Genomic DNA, 20,260 nt, shown 5'->3' with positions numbered 1-20,260 from the left:
TCCTACCCTTCCGCCACAAGTCGGAACAGTAGGAGCCATCAGCCTTTTAAACGTTATGAAGATTATTAATAACGAAGGGCGGTTTCGGCGAGCTCCATCGCCATCATTACTTTTATACCACTATTGTTATTAATACCTGTTATACCCAGCCTGAGTATACGAGCGCGATCGCCCAATCGGCCTACTATATGGCTAGTCGGCGTTTTCACCAGACCAATATCGATCGGCAGATTGCGGATTTGCTGAGCAGCACTTTTAGCTGAGTTGTCCTAATGTCTTATGAGTTATAAGCGTTTTTTCCCAAATTCAAATAACCTCCTGTTCGCTCCTTTTTACGAATTTATAAGTGCGATAGTTTGCCCAATCTCGCTCGATCGCCTCGCAGCATCTGCCACCTTCAAAGCGTACAAACTACTGGCATTATCTACGTACAGAGGCGTACCGTTTGACAAATATTCCAACACCATATCGGTGTCTTTGGCAAACAAGCCGCGCCGCGTTCCTACTTTGAGGTTGCGCCGATTTTCTCCCTGAATTAATTGACCGGATTCAGGAGTAAAAACCAGCGTTCCTGCTTCTCCGTAGATGGTGAAAATGTTTTCAGACTGCCAAAAAGTCTCTCCTTTTCCATAAACAGCTTCAGCGACAAAGCCATTGGCAAAGCGCAACTGTGCGTTGCACAAACAAGCTTTGTAGAAATCCGGCTGACTGTCCCAAAATTGAGCTTGACAGTTAACGCTTGCCACTTCCCCGAACAAATCAGTAAATCGGTGCAGTCGCGAAATTGCACCAACTAACGGAAAGCCAAAGAGGGAATGTTGATAAGTCCACCGCTGCGGCGCTGGATGTTGAGGAGTAATAGTAATGTAGCGGGCGTAAAAAACTTTACCGACTAATGGCAAAGATTCTTTGATTGAGGAGTGCAAACCGCCTAACAGTTCGATGTGTTCGATGTGGAGGAGTTTTTGCTTTTGGGTGGCAAGTTCGATCGCCCTTTCTGCTTCAGATACGTCTAAAGATAGAGGATATTCCACCACAACGTGCTTGTCATTTTCTAGGGCCGCCAGGACAATTGCCCCGTGATCCCGGTTCACGGTACAGACAATTACCAAATCCAAATCGTCTCTTTCTACTAGCTTGCGCCAGGAAACCGCAGCTTCTGCCCCGAACCCTTGACAAAATGCTGCGGTTTTATCCGGGGAGTGGCCCGCAACTGCTACCAAGTTCGATCGCTCATCAGCTTGAATTGTCTCAGCCCTCAACTTAGCTGCAAAACCAGTACCCACAATCCCCACGCGAATTGGAGAATTAACCGAAAAACCAAAGCGAGTATCAATATTAGTCATGGGATTTGAGATTTAAGATTTTAGATAGTTACAGACTTGGGGTGCAGGGCTTTAGGGTTCTATCGCCCCGATTTTAAGCTGTGGTTGTGGTGCGATTTATTCGATCGAGCTTTCAACACCCAAGTCTTGATGCGATCTAACTATACATTTCAACGCCTGCAGGGACTTGCCTTGCAGCCAGTCTTGCTGAAATTCGATCGACACACCGCATACCCACAACCCGGTTTTTGTGCTGTAGGGCTCAAAACAGGATTTTTCCTAGAAACCGGATTATTTAGCGCAAGTCTTGCGGCAACAGTATCACAAGGCTGAATCCAACATAGGTATAAGTAATAAAGATGAAATTAGAAAAAGTTATAACTAATCCCATTCAAATTTTTTGTAAATAAGTGTTGCAACCTTGCTTCTTTCCCCTACTATCATAGAGGGAACGAACCTAAGACCTAACCTCAAAGCTAATAGAGCCTTGAAGGTTGCATTAGGAAAAATTATCAATCTTGTTGAATTTTTGAGAGGATTTAGTGCATGGCAACTTACAAAGTTACCCTCATCAGCGAAGCCGAAGGAATTAACCAGACCATTGACGTTGATGACGATACTTACATTCTTGATGCTGCAGAAGAAGCAGGACTCGACCTCCCCTACTCTTGCCGCGCTGGAGCTTGCTCCACCTGCGCCGGCAAAATCACCAAAGGCGAAATTGACCAATCCGACCAATCTTTCTTGGACGACGACCAAATCGAGGCTGGATTTGTCCTCACCTGCGTCGCCTATCCCAAGTCTGACTGTACGATCGAAACTCACCAAGAAGAATCGCTCTACTAAGAAAGGACGCTCTGCGTGATACCCTAAGAAACCCGGTTTCTGGTTTCCCAAATTAAGCTGAAATAGCGCAATTACTTTATGAAACCGGGTTTCTGTGTCTAACACTGCAACAAAGCCGCCAGCAGTCTGTCACTCCCAGCTAGGAATTCCTAGCGGTTTGAGCAGATAGCTGACCAAATAATTTTAGATTTTAGATGGCCGATTTTAGATTAACTGTGAAACCAATCTAGAATCCCAAGTCTAAAATCTAAAAGTTTTACGACTGATATTTAGTCCGCAAAGGCGGGCTTTGTTTGTTTAGTGGCGATGATTTAAATCGCCGAGTTTTAGGCAGAGTGCGATCGACTATTCGCGCCAAAATGTAATGTTATCGCTGAGCGGCACAACTTGAGCGCCGGGAAAATAAAAGCCCAGAATTCGAGATCCATTCCAGCCCAAATTAGCCAAATTGTAAGAACCAGTCTGACTCATTCCCACTCCGTGCCCGAAACCGCCTCCGACAAAAGCATAACCATTGAGAGTTTTGTCGGGATTGTAAATTGGTTCGAGGTAAAAAAGCGTGCTAATCGGCGGGTAAAAAGCATTGCGAATCTCGTCTTTGTCGATAATGATGGGGCCCAAGTCAGTTTGAACCTTCATTTGCAAAACTCGACCTGCAGGCGACCTTTCTACCACTTCCACCTGAGTGACAGTTTTCAAATTAGCCATCGGGTGCTGTTTCTTCTGAAGATACTGTTTGAGAAATCCACCAATCGCTGTCAAAGAAGCGGGTTCGCGCCACCGAAATGTGTCTTCTTTTTCCTCATTAAACCCTTTTTCCAAACTGATAAAGCGGCGGAAATTGTTTTCGTCAGACAAACTCTGCTTGGACAAATCCCAAATATTATTAGGCGAATCGACGATTGATCGCAAATATGGACGTTCCGCACCCTGCCACACATCGTTAAAAGAGGCTGTGACGCCGCCGCTAGAGGCGGAATAGAGCGCGTCTACTAGCTGATTTTCGTAAGTTAGCACCAAACCGCTCGTTTGGGCGATCGCCTTATCACTTTGCGGGTAAACCTCGGTCAAACCCTTATAAACTTGACAGTTAACATCAGCGCACAACTCATAATTATCCACAGCAAACCGGCGCAAATTTCTCAGGGCGTAGGTTCTCGCTAAAATAGTTTGAGCGACAATCGCAGCGTAAGGCGAAAAAGCCCCAATTTCGTGAGGAACAACACCCCGCAAATAAGTTTCCGTCAGCACTTTATTGACTAAAGTATAAGTGCCGTAAGAATTTTTTTGCAGGTGCAAACTGCCGCCATAACGGTGAGTTTGTTGAATTGCTTTTTCTGGTTCAGTAGCTGTCGCCTCTTGGGTGGTTTGTTCCAATACCTCAATCACATTTTTCCCGGCCGTCACATCCAACTCATTGCGGTTGAAACGAAAGCCGTTTAAAACCCAAAATGCCTGGGGTATTTGTTTTAAAACTTTGGAATCCAAAAAAGCTGTTGTGTTCCCTTGAGCTTGCAAACTTTGCAACAGCCAGCGCCGCACCAAAGGAGAGTTGTAAGTATCTCTTTTTGCCCAAACTTGCCAGCGCAAAGGTTGAGCAATTTCTACTTCTATTCCCTGGGCGCGCCACTGATTGGCGCTATCTTCTGCACTCTCGAAACTGCGGTGAGAACTTAGTACCACTCGTTCTTCTACTAAGGGCGATTCCAGCGGTTTCGGGGCTATTTCTAACTTGACGCTAGCAGCCGTTTTGGTTTCTATGCCTTGAGGAGTTTTGTAACTCAATGTTAAGCTGTCGCCCGGTAATGCTTTCAGCGTTAGTTTGTCGGTTGCTTTGGTGCCAAACCGCTGCACTACGCCGATTTTGATGGGTCTATTTTGGGGAGTTTGGGCGTATCCCGCAGCGCTGAAAAGAGGCAACAGGCACAATGCGGTGAAAACAGTGCTAGAAATGCAGCTAAACCATTTGTAATTGGGAGTTGGAGGTGCTTGAGCGGACACAGTTATCTATCTCCCGATAGTTGAAATTTGGGGATTTTTGATTGTAGGTTAGCACATTTGGTGGCTGCTAGAGCGGGCTTCCGGAAGAGAGGCTGGTTTAGTTGCCAGAATTCTGTTAAGTCAGGGCTTAGGCACTCACACGAAAGAAACCGGTTTCTGGACCCCATGCGGTAAATCTGTCATTGCGAGTGAAACGCAGGAATCGCAAAAGTTGCGATCGCTTTCCATTCAGTTACACGCTAAGGTTTATTTGCACCTACCGACTGATTGGCTAATCATTTTTTCTGAGCACTAATCTCATCGCAGAGGTGTTTATCGCTTTCATCAGCATTATTCTGCAAATAGTCGTGCAGCCAGTCGCAGCCTTGCACCAGCATTTCATCTAAACTTCTGATTCGCCACAACCGAGCTGTATAGTCCCTTGATGCCGTAGCGATGTATTTGCCGTCGGGACTAAAACTGACACTCTGTACCGAACCTTGATGTCCTTTAAATTCTTGGATCGGTTTGCCTGTTAAATCCCATAACCTAGCCGTACTGTCCCACGATGTCGTAGCGATGTATTTGCCATCGCGACTAAAACTCACACTCCATACCAAACTTTGATGTGCTTTAAATTCTCGTATCAGTTTACCTGTTAAATCCCACAACCTTGCTGTATGGTCATTTGATCCCGTAGCGATGTATTTGCCGTCGGGACTAAAACTCACACTCCATACCTCACCTTGATGTCCTTTAAATTCCTTTATTTGCTTACCTGTTACATCCCACAACCTTGCTGTACCGTCCCCTGATGCCGTAGCGATGTATTTGCCATTAGGACTAAAATTGACACTCGATACCTCGCCTTGATGTCCTTTAAATTCCTTTATTTGGTTACCTGTTACATCCCACAACCTTGCTGTTTTGTCCCCTGATGCCGTAGCGATGTATTTGCCATTAGGACTAAAATTGACACTCCATACTGGATTTTTATGTCCTTTAAATTCTCGTATCAACTTGCCCGTGACATCCCACAACCGGGCTGTTTTGTCAGATGAGCCCGTAGCGATGTATTTGCCGTCGGGACTAAAACTGACACTTGTTACCCGATTTTGATGTCCTTGAAATTGCTGTATCAACTTACCTTTTAAATCCCATAACCTTGCTGTTTTGTCAGATGAGCCCGTAGCGATGTATTTGCCGTCGGGACTAAAACTCACACTCGATACTGAACCTTGATGTCCTTTAAATTCCTGTATCAGCTTGCCCGTGACATCCCACAACCGGGCTGTTTTGTCAGATGAGCCCGTAGCGATGTATTTGCCGTCGGGACTAAAATTGACACTCCATACTGGACCTTTATGTCCTTTAAACCGATTTTGTTCTCGGATGTTGTCGAGAATCTGGTTGAGGGCAATCGGGGGAGTAGATATCGGGTACTCTGCAAGGGAACGAACGTCTTTGACTGTAGCTTTGAGTTCTTTCCCAGTCTTCACGGCTGAGATTAAAGCATCTATTTGACCAAACAGCCTTAAAGCATCACTTGCAGCGCGCTCTAATTTTGTCAATTTCTGTGCCTTGTCCAATTCCTGCAACGCTGCTTTTGTCGATTTCTGTGCCTCGTTCCTTTGCTGCCACCCTACTCCTATTACAGTGAAAGCGCCAATTAAGCTAATGCTAAATATCGTTCCACCAATATTAGTGAGCCCTTCAACTTGTCGCTTTGCTGCTGCTGACAACTGTTCTGCTTTCTGCCTCGCCTCTGCTAATATCTGCTTTTCAACTTCAGTCTGCTTGACTTTTTGGCGTAATTCTAGTAATTCCGCACCGCGCTGTTTGCGGATAAAAGGCACTAAATAATCGTGGACAAGTTGGTAACGTTCAATCGGAGTTGCTGGCACTTCTAACACCAATCCCGATTTAACGACAATCTCTAAAACCAAGTCTAATGTTTTTGACTCTGTTCCTAAATCTGCTGCTAACTCAGCCTGAGTTTTCTGAGGACGAGTGTTGTTTTCATCCGTCAGCAAGTACAAGACAAGTTCGGCAATCTCTTTATTATCCTGACCGCAGTCGGCGATAACTTCTGCTAAAAATTCCTCAACCAGTTTGACCTTAGCCTGACTGCCAAGTTGCTGATATTCAGTCAGTCGAGTAATCTGCCCTTTTTCCAGTTGCATTCCCACGACTTGAAGTTCAATCGGCCGTACTCCTCCCACTTCACCTGCTAAATCTGCTACCAGTGCGTTTGCCAAATCATCCTCCAAGTAAAATTGAGATCCTTTTGTTAATGTTTGAACAATAGCTTTCGCCTCTGAAATTGAGAAATTTCCCAAGTAATAGCAGATTTTTTTCGTGAGAATGTCGTTATCAATAATTGATAAATTGGTGGCGCGATTGAACTCTAACAAGTAGAAAAGATAATCTTCCCGCAGCGACAGGATAATTTTGAGGTCGCTAATCTGATTTAAACATTCAGCCAGAAAATCATATAACTCTCGCCTACCAATTGGATCTCGATAAGCAAAGAAAAATTCCTCAAACTGGTCAAAGATTAATACAGTTAATAAATTCCGGTCTTGATTCAGTCGCAACTGTTTTAAAATAGCTGTTGGGGTGTCGATCGCCCCTAGCAACTTCACAGCTTTTAATTGTTCAATTCCTGCTTTCAAACACTCACCGCAATCCCTTACCCAATCATGATATGATTGCAATAAAATAGGCAATACGTCCCGTGCTTCAAAAGTTGTCAGTTGCAGTGCCGGAACTAACCATGCCTGAATTATCGAACTTTTTCCTACCCCAGATTGTCCGTGAACAATCGTCAGCTTGCAAGCAGGTGTACCTATCCGTTTACTTATCTCTTTAATATCCTGCGATCGCCCGGAAGCTGCTTCAATTTCCTCAACAATTTCAGCTTTTGACTTACCGGATTTTAAACCGCTGTCAATTATTTGTTGCGGCGACTGCAAGCGGCTGGCACCGATAAAAGCTTGCAGTCGATATTTGCTTTTAACTTCCTGTTGTTCGAGTTTAATGTAAAAGGCTTTTAAATATTCGCCTTGCTCAAAATACAGAGTTCTCAACTCTTCTAAAATCCTCAGATAAAGTTGCACATCATCTTGAGGCTGTGTAATTTCTTTAGCTACTTCTAAGTTGTTAACTGCCTGCGACTGTTGAGTGAGATTTCGCTGCGCTTTTGCCAAAAGTAACCGATACAAACCATTCTTTTGTTGGGATACTCCTGCTTGTGTCAAAACCGACAATGCTAATTTAGCCGATTGGCAAGCTTTTTCCCACTGAGATTGTTGCAGCGCCACCTCCGCCAAAAAGCCGTAATCTTCAGCTACTTGACTCGGAGTGCCGTAATTTTCGTGCATTTCTAAAGCTTTTTTAGCTAAACTTTGCAACTCTTCCCTAGCTTGTAAAAGTCGCAGCATTTCGCAGAGTTCGCTAATATATTTCGCAGCTAAATCATGTCGCTGCACTTGCTCAAAACTATCCAGAGATTGCTGTAAATACTTTCTAGCTTCTTGCCAATAATTTTGATTTCCTGCCCGGTGCAATTCAGCTTTGCGGTTGTAAGCTTGACCAATTTTCTGGCAGACAATTCCTTGTCTTTCTAACTGGTGATTTTGCTGCCAAAATGTCAAACTTTGCTGATAATGTTCGAGTGCTAAATCTATTTGATTTTTCTGAGATTGAACTAAACCCCGAATAAATTGCCAACTAGCTTGCAATTCCTCGTTTAATGCTACATTTAGCAGATCATTTTCCAGCGACTCAATTTCACACTCATCTAATTTGAAATTCTCAACATCAGCAAAAGCTTGACTTGCTTGTTGTTGCAACAAATTCATCAAATCATCGGGCGGCATGGTAAACTGAATTGGAGGAGGAGCCCAAGATTTCAAATCATTCGCCAATCGACTAAATTTAGACAGTACGGAATCCGTCACCCATAATATCAACGGAAAAGCAAAATCTTGTTTGAATTGATCTCGCGCTCTATTAGCCCCAGCTAGCAGGTCATCAAGAGCAACCACCGATTCCATACCGACAATTATTAAAGCTTTCGGCGGTTGCTCTTGGACGGCATTGAGAATAGTTTGATGAAGTATTTTAGTAGCAGGCTCAAGGACTAATTCTTGATATTCAACAGTAGAGCGATCACGCAGCTTTTCCAGCATAGCAGAACGCAAGCTAGCATAATTGCAGCGCACTATAGTTAAAGAAAACTTTCCTTGAAATCTGGCGATCGTCCGTACCAAAGTAGATAGCGATCGCTCATTTTCGGCTACAATATCTTCGGCTAGATTTGAGTTTACCATAATCTCAATGTTTTTGCTGCTGCCACAGCTTAAATTTGTCAGTTTCCATCAACAGCGGATTCAACGCAAACCAATTTCCTTGAGTGTCTGCATATTCAAAAACCCACAGGTTTCGCAGCAAATCTTGGTATTCTTTATCTCCATTAATGCTTTGTTCTTTCACCACCTTAAACAGTAATTCCCACTCATCATTATCAATGCCGCGAATCAGAGTGTCGCGGGAACTGCGAATCACTGATTTCAATACATTTTGCGAAATAGGAGGGTCATCTTGCTGCAAGCAACCAAACAGCATCCCCATCAAGTTTCGCAGATGACCTCCGCTGACTCGACACAATTCATCTAAAGTTTCAGAACTGTCAAAAACTTCGGTAATTAATGTGATATGTTCCTCTGGCACAACATCGGGAAAAGCCCGCGACATCACCATGCGCCGCAGTAAATTCATCCCCTCAACACATTCGCTGCCATCTCTATTCTTTACTGGTACCATCGGCAAAACTTTCGGGTCAACTCCGCCCCCCAAGCGATTTTTCAAAATTTCGCTTTCATTGCCAAAAATCAATCCCAACGGCAGGGTATAAACTAAATGGCAATTCAGTTGCCGCAACTGATCGCCCCGGTCAATAAAGATATATTCTGGCAACAGTCGCCCCGCTGCATTGGGCCGAAAAACTATCCTATCTAAGTTGTCAACAATCACCACCAATCCTTTTTTACCCCGCTGCTTTAGCTGATTAATTGCTACATCAATAATTTCTTGATTAATCAGTTCTAACATTTTATTTGCTTGCGGTTCCATGTACTGTCTCAGTTTAGAGCGCAAGTCGGGATTACTTTTGGTTTTGGCAGTGATTTTGGCGATGCCTAAAGAAAGTTCTCCTTCAGCTTCTAAAGTCATAGGGATTTGTAAAAAATCCCAACTATTTTTTAAGAATTCTTTAAAGCGCTGGGGCTGCAAGGAAATTTTGCCCTCTTCCAAGCTTTGCGTGACTCGCCGCGCGATCGCTAACATGATATCCGTCAAATCGAGATCCATTTCATCGAGGTCTTGGGTTGACTCGAAGTAAACTACATGAAATCCCTCATCTGTCAACTCTTTTTCCAATCGCGATAATTCAGTAGACTTACCACAACCAATATGTCCGGTAAACAATTGGCAAGTCGGTTTATCTCGTGCCAGACGGGTAATTGTCCGTTTGAGTATGTTAATAACTTTTCCGCCGCGCACCTCAGCAAAATCAATGTAGTAGCGCTGATCTTCGGCATTGCCCAATATCAAGGAGTGACTGGGGTTGCAGGCGTCGCAGAATCGATCGAAATCTAGGTTCATAAAATTTTCTAAATTAGTTTTTGTAGTTATTGTAGGGTGGGTCAGGGCTGAATGTTATTACCAGCGACTAAACATTTTTCCGGCTAAGCACCCTACGGTTAGTTAGCTGACCACCCATACGTCCAAAACTATTAGTGTGAACCTGGATGCTGTTTCCAATATTGGTAGGCGGCATAGGCCAAGGTGACAGCGCCGGTGACGATGGCTGCTTCATCGACCTCAAATTGCGGATGATGGAGGGGATAGTTCGGTTTGTCAGTCAGTCCCACTCCTAAGCGAAACATGGTTCCCGGTGCGTGTTCTAAGTACATCGAAAAATCTTCCGCGCCGAGGGATGGTTCTGGTAAAATCTGGACGCGCGATCGACCTAAAGCTTCTAAAGCTGCTGTTTCGACTAATTGCGTGAGTTTTGGGTCGTTTTGGACTCCCGGTACGCCGCGCTTGTAGGTGAGTTCGTACTTAGCGCCGTAAGTCGCGCAGACGCTAGAAACAATTTGTTCGATCCAAGCCGGCAGTTTTTCGTGGGTTTCCGGATGCAGCGATCGCACGGTTCCCAATAATTTTACTCGATCGGCAATCACGTTCGGCGCTCGTCCGCCGTTAATTTGCCCGATCGTCAAAACCAGTGGCCTCAAAGGATTTTGCGTGCGGCTAATTGCCTGCTGCAAAGTGGTAATTATCTGAGAAGCAATCCAAATTGCGTCGATCGCCTCGTGGGGACGCGCACCGTGGCCGGATTCGCCCATCACAATCAATTCTAGGTCATCTGCCGCGGCTGTCAGTGCCCCGTGCCGGATACCAACGCAACCGCCGGGAATCGTCGGGAAAACGTGCACTCCGAGGATGCCGTCAACATCTTGCATCGCCCCATCTTTAATCATCCATTGAGCACCTTGGGCTATCTCTTCTGCTGGCTGAAACAAGAAGCGGACGTGACCGGGCAGTTTTTCTTCTAGCTGAGACAATATCATTGCTGCGCCCAAACCGACGGTGGTGTGGATGTCGTGGCCGCAGGCGTGCATGACTCCTTCGTTGCGGGAGGCAAATTCTAAGTTAGTGCGTTCTTGAATCGGCAAAGCGTCCATATCGGTGCGAATTGCCAGCCAGCGCGACTCGCTGCTGTGGCCTTTGAGTTCGCCGAGCACTCCTGTTTTGCCGATTCCTTCGATGGCGCGGACTCCGCTGGATGCGAGAACTCCGGCTACGTAGGCGGCGGTTTGATATTCTTGGCCGCTGAGTTCGGGGTGGGAGTGGATGTGGCGGCGTATTTCGATTAAGCGGGGTGCTAGGGTGGCGGCTATTTCTTTGATGCGGGGAAGCATGAATTTTGTTGGGGAGTGCGGTACAAGTTGTAGTCAACTAGGTTAACGCATATGTTTGGGGGTGAACAGGGTTATAAGGCGCAAATGTGCGATCGGGCTTTTAGATAGCAATTCTATTTTGTTTGGGAATAAGATTTTTTTTCTAACCGCAGAGGGCGCAGAGGACGCAGAGAAAAGAGAGAAATGAGAGTTAGGTTGAAACGGGGAAGAAAAGTCAATATTTTAGGTTCAGATGCTAATTTTTAGTTGACAATTTATGCTTGTGATATCATCAAAGAGTAATTTCATTAAAATTATTTACTATGATTAGCTTTGGATTCTGGAATGTAATAATTCTAATTACAGTCGCTTTGTTTCTAAAACTTAATTGGCGATTAGATAGCGAAAAAACAGCATGGCAAGATTCTTTGTTTTTAAAACATCCTTCGATCCAAAGATTGACTCAGTTTTTTCGTCAACCTATTGTTAACTTTATTTTGCAAGCAGTTATTGTATTAGTTGTCACCCGATTTCTCTGTTATACGGGTTGGTTGGTTTACAATCTGACTACTCGGCCCGATCCGCCTTACTGGGATTTTAAGTGGTTTTATGTGGCGAGTAGATTAGCCCATCAGCATTTGAGTCCCTTTAATGTCGAGGTGTTTAACATCGGTTTCTGTAGCATCACAAAAGTGTGTGGGTTTATTCCATCTTTTGTTTATCCACCTAATATCATTCCTCCGCTGTGGTTTGTGGGCTATTTCCCGATGAAGACTGCATTCACAATCTGGACTTGGCTGCATCTTATTGCCACAGGTTTTGTTTTATGGGGAGCGAATATCTTGTTGGTGTCGCACTCACGAGCTTTTCGGACTATTTGTAGTATATCAGTTGCATTCCTCTACGGTTTTGTCTTCGATCTTCAAGTTGGCAATGTGGCAACTTTTATTGCCGTTCTGCTGTTATGGATGTTTATTTATGCTAGAAATAATCAGGATGTAATTGCAGGAATTTTATTAGGGCTTGCACTTTTTAAACCAACTTTAGTTATATTGTTTATTCCTTATTTCTTAATCAAAAGACGGTTTAAGCTAGTTTTTATATCTATAGTCACGGTAACTTCTTTGGCAGTTATAGGTCTAGCTGTAACGGGCAATTCTTTAACTGGATTTATACAGGATGCGACTCGTGGATTTCCACTCTGGCTCAACGACCCATCGAATAATGCTTATATTTCTATGAGCCGCCTTGATTTAAGGGTTATGGGGCCAAGATTTTTCCCCGATAGTCCCTTCGTGGCGAAGCTATTTTCTGATTTGATTATTCTGCTGCTAGTTGGTTTAGTGAGTTGGTATTTTTACAAAAAACAATCTCGCAATGCTTGGTCAAAAAAAGTTGACTTATCTGAAATGGTGCTAATTTCTACTTTGAGTATTGCTATCAACTATTCACAGCCCACCAGTTCTGTGATGTTAGCACCGGCGGTGGTTTTTTTGCTGAATGATTTATGCTTTCAGATTAAAAATTGTGCCTTCTCTAGGCAAAGAATGTCGGTTTGGTTATTGGGCGTTGGCTGTGTGATGGTGCAAACCGCTGTGATTCATGGCGGGCTGTTGGTGTTTCTAGGAAAGCGGTGGAACTGGAAGGGGGGGGAATTGCCTTATTTGTTTAAAGTAACTATTTTTTCACTACCGAGTTATGCGATTTTAGGCCTTACGTTAAGTGTTTTAGTCTTAGCGATTACATCCCTTGGTCAAAAACAGGTTGCTGAATTTGACCGACCGAGCTGAAGCAAGAAATAGACATTCATCTGGCCAAGAGTAAGTAATAGGTAGCGTGTTCACCATGTAATTTTATAAGAAATTTATTCATCTCTCTTCTCTTCCTCTGTGTTCTCTGCGTCCTCTGCGGTTAAATCATTCAGAAACAACCTTAAATGATATTACTCGTCGCTGTCGATTTTCTGTTGCTGCGATCCATCGTCGTTTTGAATTCTTCCCTCAGATTTAGCCTCATCTACTGCTTCTTGAATTAATGTCAACACCATATTCGAGACCGGCCGATAATGCGATTTGGCTAACCGCTCTAGGTCTGCTTTAAGTTCTTCTGGAAGATATACAACTATTCTGGGGAGTTTTGCTGGCAAGGCTGTTATTTGTGCTTTTACTGCCCTATTGTACCTTTTTTTGACCTCTACAGTATCAATTTCACCCTCACGGGTTGACTCGGAGTGCATACCGTGATACTTTAGAGTAAACACAAAACCAAACCCCCACCGCTCAGACTCACGATCGTTCGGTGGGGGCTGGAACTCCCATATTTAGGAGAAACTGTATGATATCACAGCCAAAATCAGTTCCTGAACTGCTCCGGGAAGAAATTCCTGACGTACCTCAAGGGAAGCAACCGATTCGTTTGCTGTTGTGTGGCCTTCCCAAAGCGGTAGACAGCATCGTTAATCTGTTGCACGTTTTAGGTTTTGCAGAAGTTGGGGAATGGAGCCCGCCTCTACCATCGCCGATAGCGGGTGAGGTGATTCGGATTTTAACCCGTTACTGGAAAGAATAATCTTGGAGGGCGATCGCACGAATTGAAAAAGTGCGATCTTCCTTTCTGTCTCATTGAAGGGCGATCGTTATTTGTCAAGCTGAAATAGCTTCTTTTTTTTTGACAAAGACTATAATCAATAGTAAGTCATGTAACAATAGGACTGACGCACTCGTGGTCAGAAACCGGGTTTTTATGAGGATACTTCGTTGTGACTACAGATTCGGTGAAAAACCCGGTTTCTTTGGTCGGAGTGCCTAAATCCTGAAAAACCTCCGCATCCACCGAATTAAACAAAAGACGGTAAAATATTCATTATCCAGGCACAAGAGGGTTTAACTCATGGAACCAACCGACCCCAATCCCAAGCTATCTAACTTCATCTCTCAGCAACCAAAAGTTGATAACGCTCCAAAGTTAGCAGATAACATTAAAAACTTCTTTCAAGGCAATACAATTATCAATCCTATATTTTATTGACTGGAGTCGCCCGCAGGGAATCGGGTAAAGTTTCTTCCTCCTCAAAACAAATTAATTACAGGTGCAATTGGTGTTATTCTTCTAAGTATATTACCAGGAATTTTTCTCGTGCAATTTCACTTTTTTCGATCAGAAGTACAACCAATTGGAGCGTTTAAATTAGAAGACACTGATTATATCTACTACTCTAATGGTCAAGGTCAGTATTGTGTGTTTCAGGATATGAAAAGTTTTATTCGTCTCAATGGAGATGATAAATACGTAAAATTACCAGGTAAATTGAGTGATTATCGGGTGGGAACGTTTAAGCGTTATTGCAATGATGAGGTGATGAAAAGGCTTAAATCTAAAGCACATTAAGAGTTTTAAGTGATTAGGAAATAAAAATATAAATACTATATTAGATAAAACATGGTAAAATATTCAGTATCCAAATACAAGAGGGCTTAACTCATGGAACCACTACTAGCAGCAGCTTTGGCAATTTCTACTCTTGTTACTACTAAAGCATTAGAAAAAGGAGGAGAAAAACTGGGAGAAGCAGTCATCGATCGCACTGGCAAAGTTCTGGCGTCACTGCGGAATAAGTCACCAGAGACAGTTAGTGCTATCGAAATTGCTCCAGCACAATTAGACTATGCTAAAACAGTAGAAATTATTAAAAATGAAGCCGATCGCGATCCTCAATTTGCTAAACTACTTCAAGAGTTAGTTGCAGCAGCTCAAACCGACCCCAATCCCAAGCTCTCTAACTTTATCTCTCAGCAACCTACAGTTTACAATGCTCAAAAGTTAGCAGATAACATTAAAAACGTCTTCCAGGGCAACACAATTATTGGTGGGACATTTTGACTAGAGTCACCCGCAGGGAATCGGGTAAATTTTCTTCCCATTGAGGAATGGCAAGAAATCTGTCGTCAAAACCTCGCGCTACAAAAGCAACTCACCACCAACCCCTTTACCAACGCCTACGGGGTGACACCGCAACTGGATGAGATTTATGTTCCCTTAGCGATTGTTGAACGCAAACCGTCCAAACCTCCCTCAAGGGATCGGCCAGAAGAAAAGGAAGAAGAAAAACTCATCCCCATTGCTGAAGAACGCTTTTTTGAGGATGTGTTGCGACAAGGGCAAAGCGAAATTAGCCAAGGGCGCAAAATTGCGATTATTGGCGAACCGGGTGCGGGGAAAACCACGCGGTTACAGAAAATTGCCGATTGGATTTTAGAGCAAGATTTGGGGTTGCCGATTTGGGTATCTTTGGCAGATTTAACCCAACCGACAATAACCCAATATATCGAGGATATCTGGCTCAAACAAACAGGTCAAAGCCTCACCATTGATGCACTTACCCAACAAAAACACCAGATTTGGCTATTGTTGGATGGGTTGGATGAAATGACATCTAAGGTGGAAATGCGCGATGTTTACGCACTGTTGGGGGGATGGGTGCAGGCGGCGCGGGTGGTGGTGAGTTGTCGGGTGAATGTCTGGGAAGCGGATAGGAATGCTTTTTCGGGGTTTGATGTGTTTCGGAATTTGGAGTTTAACCCCGAACAGGTGACGGGCTATATTCGGCGTTGGTTTGCGGGGATAGGGGATGCGGCGACGGGGGAGAGTTTAGAGGTGGCGTTAGCAGAGTCGGAAAATTCCCGTCTCAAGGAGTTGATTCAGAATCCCTTGCGGTTGTGGATGTTGTGCCAAATTTGGCAGACGGGGGGCGGTTTGCCCCAGACGCAGGCGGGGTTATACGGGCAGTTTGTGGATTGGGTGTATCGCTGGAAGGCGGATGAGAAGATTTTAGACCAACGGGAGGCAATTGATACAGCCTTGGCGCGGTTGGCGTTGGCGGCGATGGAACAGAAGGATGAGGTTTCGCGGTTACGGTTGCGCGAAAGTTGGGTGTTAAAGGTTTTGGGAAGTCGCCGGATTTTTGAGGCAGTGAAGAAGTTGGGGTGGTTGAATCGGGTGGAACGGTTTCCAGAGGCGATTTGCGTGTTTTATCATGCCACGTTTCAGGAGTATTTTGCAGCCTTGGCAGTGGAAGATTGGGATGAGTTTTTACCTCGGAATCATGTTGATTTTCCCGTGGGGGGGAAGGAATATCGGATTTTTGAACCGCAGTGGAAGCAGGTGATTTTGTTGTGGTTGGGGCGTGAGGATGTTAGGAATGAGAAGAAAGAGGAGTTTATTGAGAAGTTGGTGAATTTTGATGATGGGTGTGGAAAATGGAATTTTGAGAAAGTAGATAGAGGACTTTATCAATATCGCGCCTATTTTTTGGCAGCCGCAGGGATTGGGGAGTTTAATGATTTTGATGAGCCTGATATTATTAGCGATATTATAGACCAGCTTGTTCTTTGGCGGTTTGGTTCTTCTAAATTTGAACACCAAGAATGGCTGATGTATCCAAATTATCTTGAAAAGGCTGCCGCTATAGCGTTGAAAGAAACCAATCACCTAAAGGTAATCAATGCCTTGACTGTTTTATTACAAACGTTGCCGCATGAAAGTGAGAGGGTTAATTTTACAGTGGCTGCTTTTATATTAGATATCGACCCTAAAAATTTTGCAGCACAGGCTACTCTAACTAATTTATTAAATAGTAAAAATTACCGACAAGCTGCCGAATCAATATTAAGCAAGAATAATCACAATGAGCGAGAAGAAAAAAATATTCTTGATAAGCAGAAAAAATCACCTGAAGAAATAAATCAAATCTATAAATTACTAAAAACTTTTGAACAAAATCGGTTACAAGAAATCAAAGCTTTGGAAACTTGTAAAGACGTGAACTATTTAATTGGTCAGTTCCGAGACAGTTTTGAAATTAAGAACAATGGGGAAACGTCGATTAAACATACTTTTACGGCTGCTAAAGCTAGATTGGCACAGATTGGAAGAGAGGATATAAGTATTATTGAAGCTATACTTCAGTTACTATTTACTAAACCTAGTCATTTTCTCTGTAGAAATATCATTGATTTATTATTTGAAAAAAATATCAACAATAATTCATTATATTTTTTAGTCATTAAGAGATTAAAAGAGTACCTGGATGGAAAAGTTATTAAACTGAGTTTTGATACATCTAGGTGTGCTATTGAAATACTTTTGTATTGCTCCCAAAAGCTCCCCTACCCCGACTTCTACCGCGCATGGCACGGTTTAACTGAAACCTAAACCTCCCTCCTCGTCCAAACCCTCAACGTCGCCCAACTCCCCCCACTCACCGAAACCAACCGGCACGCCTTCTATCCAACTCGTCTGCATCGACGGCAGCAAATTCGATAACCTCGATCGCCCCGCCGCCGACATCTACCTGCAACTAATCAAGTCGCAATTGTCAAGGTGTTTTATACGCTTATGACTTCGGCGTATAAGTCGATCGCACTTGCAACTCCTTCAACTGCTTCTCATCCACACCAGACGGCGCATTTGTCAGCAAACAACCCGCCTGCTGCGTATTCGGAAACGCAATCACATCTATTCAGTGTAATGATACTTACAAGCCACGATCGCAATTTCTCGATCCGTAACTTGGTAAACTAAACGATGTTCGTTATCAATGCGCCTAGACCAAAAACCACTTAACTCGTATTTCAGAGGTTCAGGTTTTCCCAATCCTTCAAACGGTGAGCGGTCTATATCTTTAATCAATTCTACAATTTTGCGATAAATCTTTTTGTCTAATTTGGCCCATTCATTAAAATCTGCAAAAGCAGAAGATTCAAAAACAATTCTTCTGCTCATTGCAAATTCTGTAAGTTAACTTCAACTAAATTTTGTCGTTCTTTAACATTTTCAATAGCTTTTAAAAGTCTATTTTTATTGACTTCGGATTTCAAAAGATATTCCGTTTCATCACACTCAGAAACAATTATTTCAATCTCTTTATCTCCAAAAGTCGCCTTGATTTGTTCTAAAAAATGATGATTGAGTTCGCTGGCTTTTAAACGATAAACTGTTGACATCGTTTTTACCTATTTTCGATTATGATAATTATAGCGTTTTTAGTCTAAAGACGTGGAATGTAACTATAGCATACAGTATTAGCGAAAGTGTTGACTCAATCACAGTCCTGGACGCAGCTATTGTGTCTGTCATGCTGAACAAAACGCAGTCTAGTGAAGCATCCAGCGAGATGCTTCCCTTCTCTCAGCATGACACATAGGCTTTGCCTAAGTCCCGATCGCCTTATGACTTAGGCGTATAAGTCGATCGCACTTGCAACTCCTTCAACTGCTTCTCATCCACCCCAGCCGGCGCATTCGTCAACAAACAACCCGCCTGCTGCGTCTTCGGAAACGCAATCACATCGCGAATCGATTCCTCACCAGCCAACAGCATCACCAACCGATCCAAACCGTAAGCAATACCTCCGTGGGGCGGAGTTCCATACTCAAACGCATCCAACAAAAAGCCAAACTTATTGTAAGCTTCCTCAGTCGATAAGCCGATCGCCTCAAACACCTTTTCCTGAACTTCCCGCTGATAAATCCGCAGAGAACCGCCGCCGACTTCTGTACCGTTTAACACCAAATCGTAAGCTTGAGCTCTCGCAGTTTTCAAATCATTAATATCGTCAGGATGCGGCGCAGTAAACGGGTGGTGCAATGCTTCCAAACGCTTCTCATCAGCGTTCCATTCAAACATCGGGAAATCTGTCACCCACAGCAGATTCATCTTGTCTTTATCAATCAATCCCAATTCGTTACCCACGAACAAACGCAATCTATCCAAAGTCTTATTGACTGTTATCGCGTCAGCCGCAGCAAATAACAACAAATGACCTGGTTGCGCGCCCGTGCGATCGAGCAATTCCTGTTTTTGTGCTTCCGTCAAATTATCCTTAATAGCGCCGATCGTATCAATTTCGCCGTTATCCCGCACCCGAATGTAAGCCAAGCCCTTCGCACCGGCTTCGCTGGCTTCCTTAAACAAATCGCCGCCCGGTTTAATCCGCACGTTAGAAATCGCATCATTACCGCCCGGAATCGGCAAAACTTTCACAATTCCGCCCGCAGCAACCGCCCCGGAAAATACCTTAAATCCCGAATCTTTCATCAAATCGGAAACATCGACTAATTCCATACCGAAGCGAGTGTCTGGTTTGTCGCTACCATAGCGATCCATTGCTTCAGCGTAAGTCAAGCGCGGAAAAGGACGAGGCAATTCTACGCCTTTGACACTTTGGAAAATCTGGGAGACTAAACCTTCGTTTAATTCGATAACTTCTTCTAAAGACATGAAACTCATTTCCATGTCTAATTGTGTGAATTCCGGCTGTCTGTCGGCGCGCAAATCTTCATCGCGGAAACAGCGCGCAATCTGATAATATCTGTCCAAACCCGAAACCATTAACAATTGTTTGAACAACTGCGGCGACTGCGGCAAAGCGTACCATTCGCCCAAATTGACGCGGCTGGGCACTAAATAATCTCTCGCACCTTCAGGAGTCGATCGCGTTAAAATCGGTGTTTCAACTTCAATAAAACCTCCCACATCTTCCAGGTGGCGGCGCATAGCTTTAACAACTTGGTGGCGAAGCTGCAAATTGCGACTCATACGATCGCGCCGCAAGTCCAAATAGCGATATTTCAGGCGCAAATCTTCCCGCACGCTTTCGGTATCCGCCGTCGCCACCTGAAACGGTAACTGTTTGCGAACCGCATTCAACAACTCAATTTCGTCAGCGTAAATTTCTACTTCACCCGTAGGCAATTTCGGGTTGAGGGAATCTTCGGGGCGGCTGCTGACTCTACCCGTAATTTTAAGCACGTATTCGCTGCGTAAAGCCTCAGCCCCGTGATAGGAATCGGGGGTGCGTTCAGGATCGCTGACAATTTGCACAATACCCGATCGATCGCGCACATCCAGAAAAATCACCCCGCCATGATCGCGGCGGCGATCCACCCAGCCGTAAAGGGTGACAGTCTCTCCGATGTGTTCGCTTCGCAGTTCGCCGCAGTAGTAACTTCTCATAATTGGGGGTTGTGGACTAAAAATAAAGCTTTTTAATTATGCAGTATGCCTGAAACTTCTGCTGAATGCAAATGCACCCACGATCGCCATTAGCTTTGGAATTAATTCCAAAGCTAACTAGCCTAACAA

17 protein-coding genes and 1 riboswitch are annotated in these 20,260 nt (G+C 44.0%); of the genes, 7 read left to right on the top strand and 10 right to left on the bottom strand.

Features of this window, described 5'->3' with window-relative positions; genetic code table 11:
* Nucleotides 1-22: 22 nt before the first annotated feature.
* Nucleotides 23-111, bottom strand: a riboswitch (Fluoride riboswitch).
* Nucleotides 112-332: 221 nt separating this feature from the next.
* Entirely contained in the window at nucleotides 333-1,346 is a 1,014-nt protein-coding gene (locus QUA36_RS13290) for a Gfo/Idh/MocA family oxidoreductase (RefSeq protein WP_333457937.1), read from the bottom strand.
* Nucleotides 1,347-1,871: 525 nt separating this feature from the next.
* Here QUA36_RS13290 and QUA36_RS13285 point away from each other — a divergent pair.
* Nucleotides 1,872-2,171: a ferredoxin gene (locus tag QUA36_RS13285; protein ID WP_106149950.1), complete on the top strand. Its 300-nt coding sequence runs from the start codon at nucleotides 1,872-1,874 to the stop codon at nucleotides 2,169-2,171.
* Nucleotides 2,172-2,516: 345 nt separating this feature from the next.
* Here the strand turns inward: QUA36_RS13285 and QUA36_RS13280 are convergent, their stop codons facing one another.
* The 4 genes from QUA36_RS13280 to QUA36_RS13265 all read right to left on the bottom strand — a co-directional run bounded on the left by QUA36_RS13280 (nucleotide 2,517) and on the right by QUA36_RS13265 (nucleotide 11,140).
* Entirely contained in the window at nucleotides 2,517-4,172 is a 1,656-nt protein-coding gene (locus QUA36_RS13280) for a SpoIID/LytB domain-containing protein (protein ID WP_333457935.1), read from the bottom strand.
* A gap of 275 nt (nucleotides 4,173-4,447) precedes the next feature.
* Nucleotides 4,448-8,485, bottom strand: a complete 4,038-nt coding sequence (locus QUA36_RS13275; protein ID WP_333457933.1) for a WD40 domain-containing protein — start codon at nucleotides 8,483-8,485, stop codon at nucleotides 4,448-4,450.
* 4 nt (nucleotides 8,486-8,489) lie between these two features.
* On the bottom strand, nucleotides 8,490-9,818 hold the full coding sequence (locus tag QUA36_RS13270) for an ATP-binding protein (RefSeq protein WP_333457931.1): 1,329 nt from the start codon (nucleotides 9,816-9,818) through the stop codon (nucleotides 8,490-8,492).
* A 131-nt stretch (nucleotides 9,819-9,949) separates the two neighbouring features.
* Nucleotides 9,950-11,140 (bottom strand): M20 family metallopeptidase, encoded by a 1,191-nt coding sequence (locus QUA36_RS13265; RefSeq protein ID WP_333457929.1) that lies wholly within the window; start codon nucleotides 11,138-11,140, stop codon nucleotides 9,950-9,952.
* A gap of 302 nt (nucleotides 11,141-11,442) precedes the next feature.
* On the opposite strand from QUA36_RS13265, the gene QUA36_RS13260 reads away from it, so the two are divergent.
* Nucleotides 11,443-12,909, top strand: a complete 1,467-nt coding sequence (locus QUA36_RS13260) for a glycosyltransferase family 87 protein (RefSeq protein ID WP_333457928.1) — start codon at nucleotides 11,443-11,445, stop codon at nucleotides 12,907-12,909.
* A 152-nt stretch (nucleotides 12,910-13,061) separates the two neighbouring features.
* Here QUA36_RS13260 and QUA36_RS13255 read toward each other — a convergent pair whose 3' ends face one another.
* A complete protein-coding gene (locus QUA36_RS13255) occupies nucleotides 13,062-13,265 on the bottom strand; it encodes a ribbon-helix-helix domain-containing protein (RefSeq protein ID WP_333457926.1) in 204 nt (67 codons plus the stop codon).
* A 188-nt stretch (nucleotides 13,266-13,453) separates the two neighbouring features.
* On the opposite strand from QUA36_RS13255, the gene QUA36_RS13250 reads away from it, so the two are divergent.
* From QUA36_RS13250 to QUA36_RS13230, 5 genes are all read left to right on the top strand, one after another.
* The gene (locus QUA36_RS13250; RefSeq protein ID WP_333456456.1) at nucleotides 13,454-13,687 is read left to right on the top strand and encodes a hypothetical protein; all 234 of its coding nucleotides are present in this window, start codon (nucleotides 13,454-13,456) and stop codon (nucleotides 13,685-13,687) included.
* Between the two features lie 321 nt (nucleotides 13,688-14,008).
* A complete protein-coding gene (locus QUA36_RS13245; RefSeq protein ID WP_333457924.1) occupies nucleotides 14,009-14,146 on the top strand; it encodes a hypothetical protein in 138 nt (45 codons plus the stop codon).
* 108 nt (nucleotides 14,147-14,254) lie between these two features.
* A complete protein-coding gene (locus QUA36_RS13240; RefSeq protein WP_333457923.1) occupies nucleotides 14,255-14,506 on the top strand; it encodes a hypothetical protein in 252 nt (83 codons plus the stop codon).
* A 93-nt stretch (nucleotides 14,507-14,599) separates the two neighbouring features.
* Nucleotides 14,600-14,998 carry a hypothetical protein gene (locus tag QUA36_RS13235; protein WP_333457921.1) on the top strand — a complete coding sequence of 133 codons (399 nt, stop codon included), beginning with the start codon at nucleotides 14,600-14,602 and terminating at the stop codon, nucleotides 14,996-14,998.
* Nucleotides 14,999-15,121: 123 nt separating this feature from the next.
* Nucleotides 15,122-17,329, top strand: coding sequence for an NACHT domain-containing protein (locus QUA36_RS13230; protein ID WP_333457919.1), 2,208 nt, complete (start codon nucleotides 15,122-15,124; stop codon nucleotides 17,327-17,329).
* On the opposite strand, the gene QUA36_RS13225 is transcribed toward QUA36_RS13230, so the two are convergent.
* From QUA36_RS13225 to aspS, 4 genes are all read right to left on the bottom strand, one after another.
* A complete protein-coding gene (locus QUA36_RS13225; RefSeq protein WP_333457917.1) occupies nucleotides 17,315-17,464 on the bottom strand; it encodes a hypothetical protein in 150 nt (49 codons plus the stop codon). The two genes, QUA36_RS13230 and QUA36_RS13225, sit on opposite strands and share 15 nt — an antisense overlap.
* A 168-nt stretch (nucleotides 17,465-17,632) precedes the next feature.
* Complete coding sequence (locus QUA36_RS13220) at nucleotides 17,633-17,899, bottom strand: Txe/YoeB family addiction module toxin (protein WP_194069249.1); 267 nt, start codon at nucleotides 17,897-17,899, stop codon at nucleotides 17,633-17,635.
* Entirely contained in the window at nucleotides 17,896-18,120 is a 225-nt protein-coding gene (locus QUA36_RS13215) for a hypothetical protein (protein ID WP_333107135.1), read from the bottom strand. Before QUA36_RS13215 ends, QUA36_RS13220 begins: the two co-directional genes overlap by 4 nt.
* Before the next feature lie 223 nt (nucleotides 18,121-18,343).
* Nucleotides 18,344-20,131, bottom strand: coding sequence for an aspartate--tRNA ligase (gene aspS / locus QUA36_RS13210; RefSeq protein WP_333457915.1), 1,788 nt, complete (start codon nucleotides 20,129-20,131; stop codon nucleotides 18,344-18,346).
* Between the last annotated feature and the right edge of the window lie 129 nt (nucleotides 20,132-20,260).

Source organism: Microcoleus sp. Pol10D4 (assembly GCF_036701555.1).
GTDB lineage: Bacteria > Cyanobacteriota > Cyanobacteriia > Cyanobacteriales > Microcoleaceae > Microcoleus.
The sequence above is the reverse complement of the archived record's forward strand: the minus strand, read 5'-3'. Positions and strand labels throughout refer to the sequence as shown.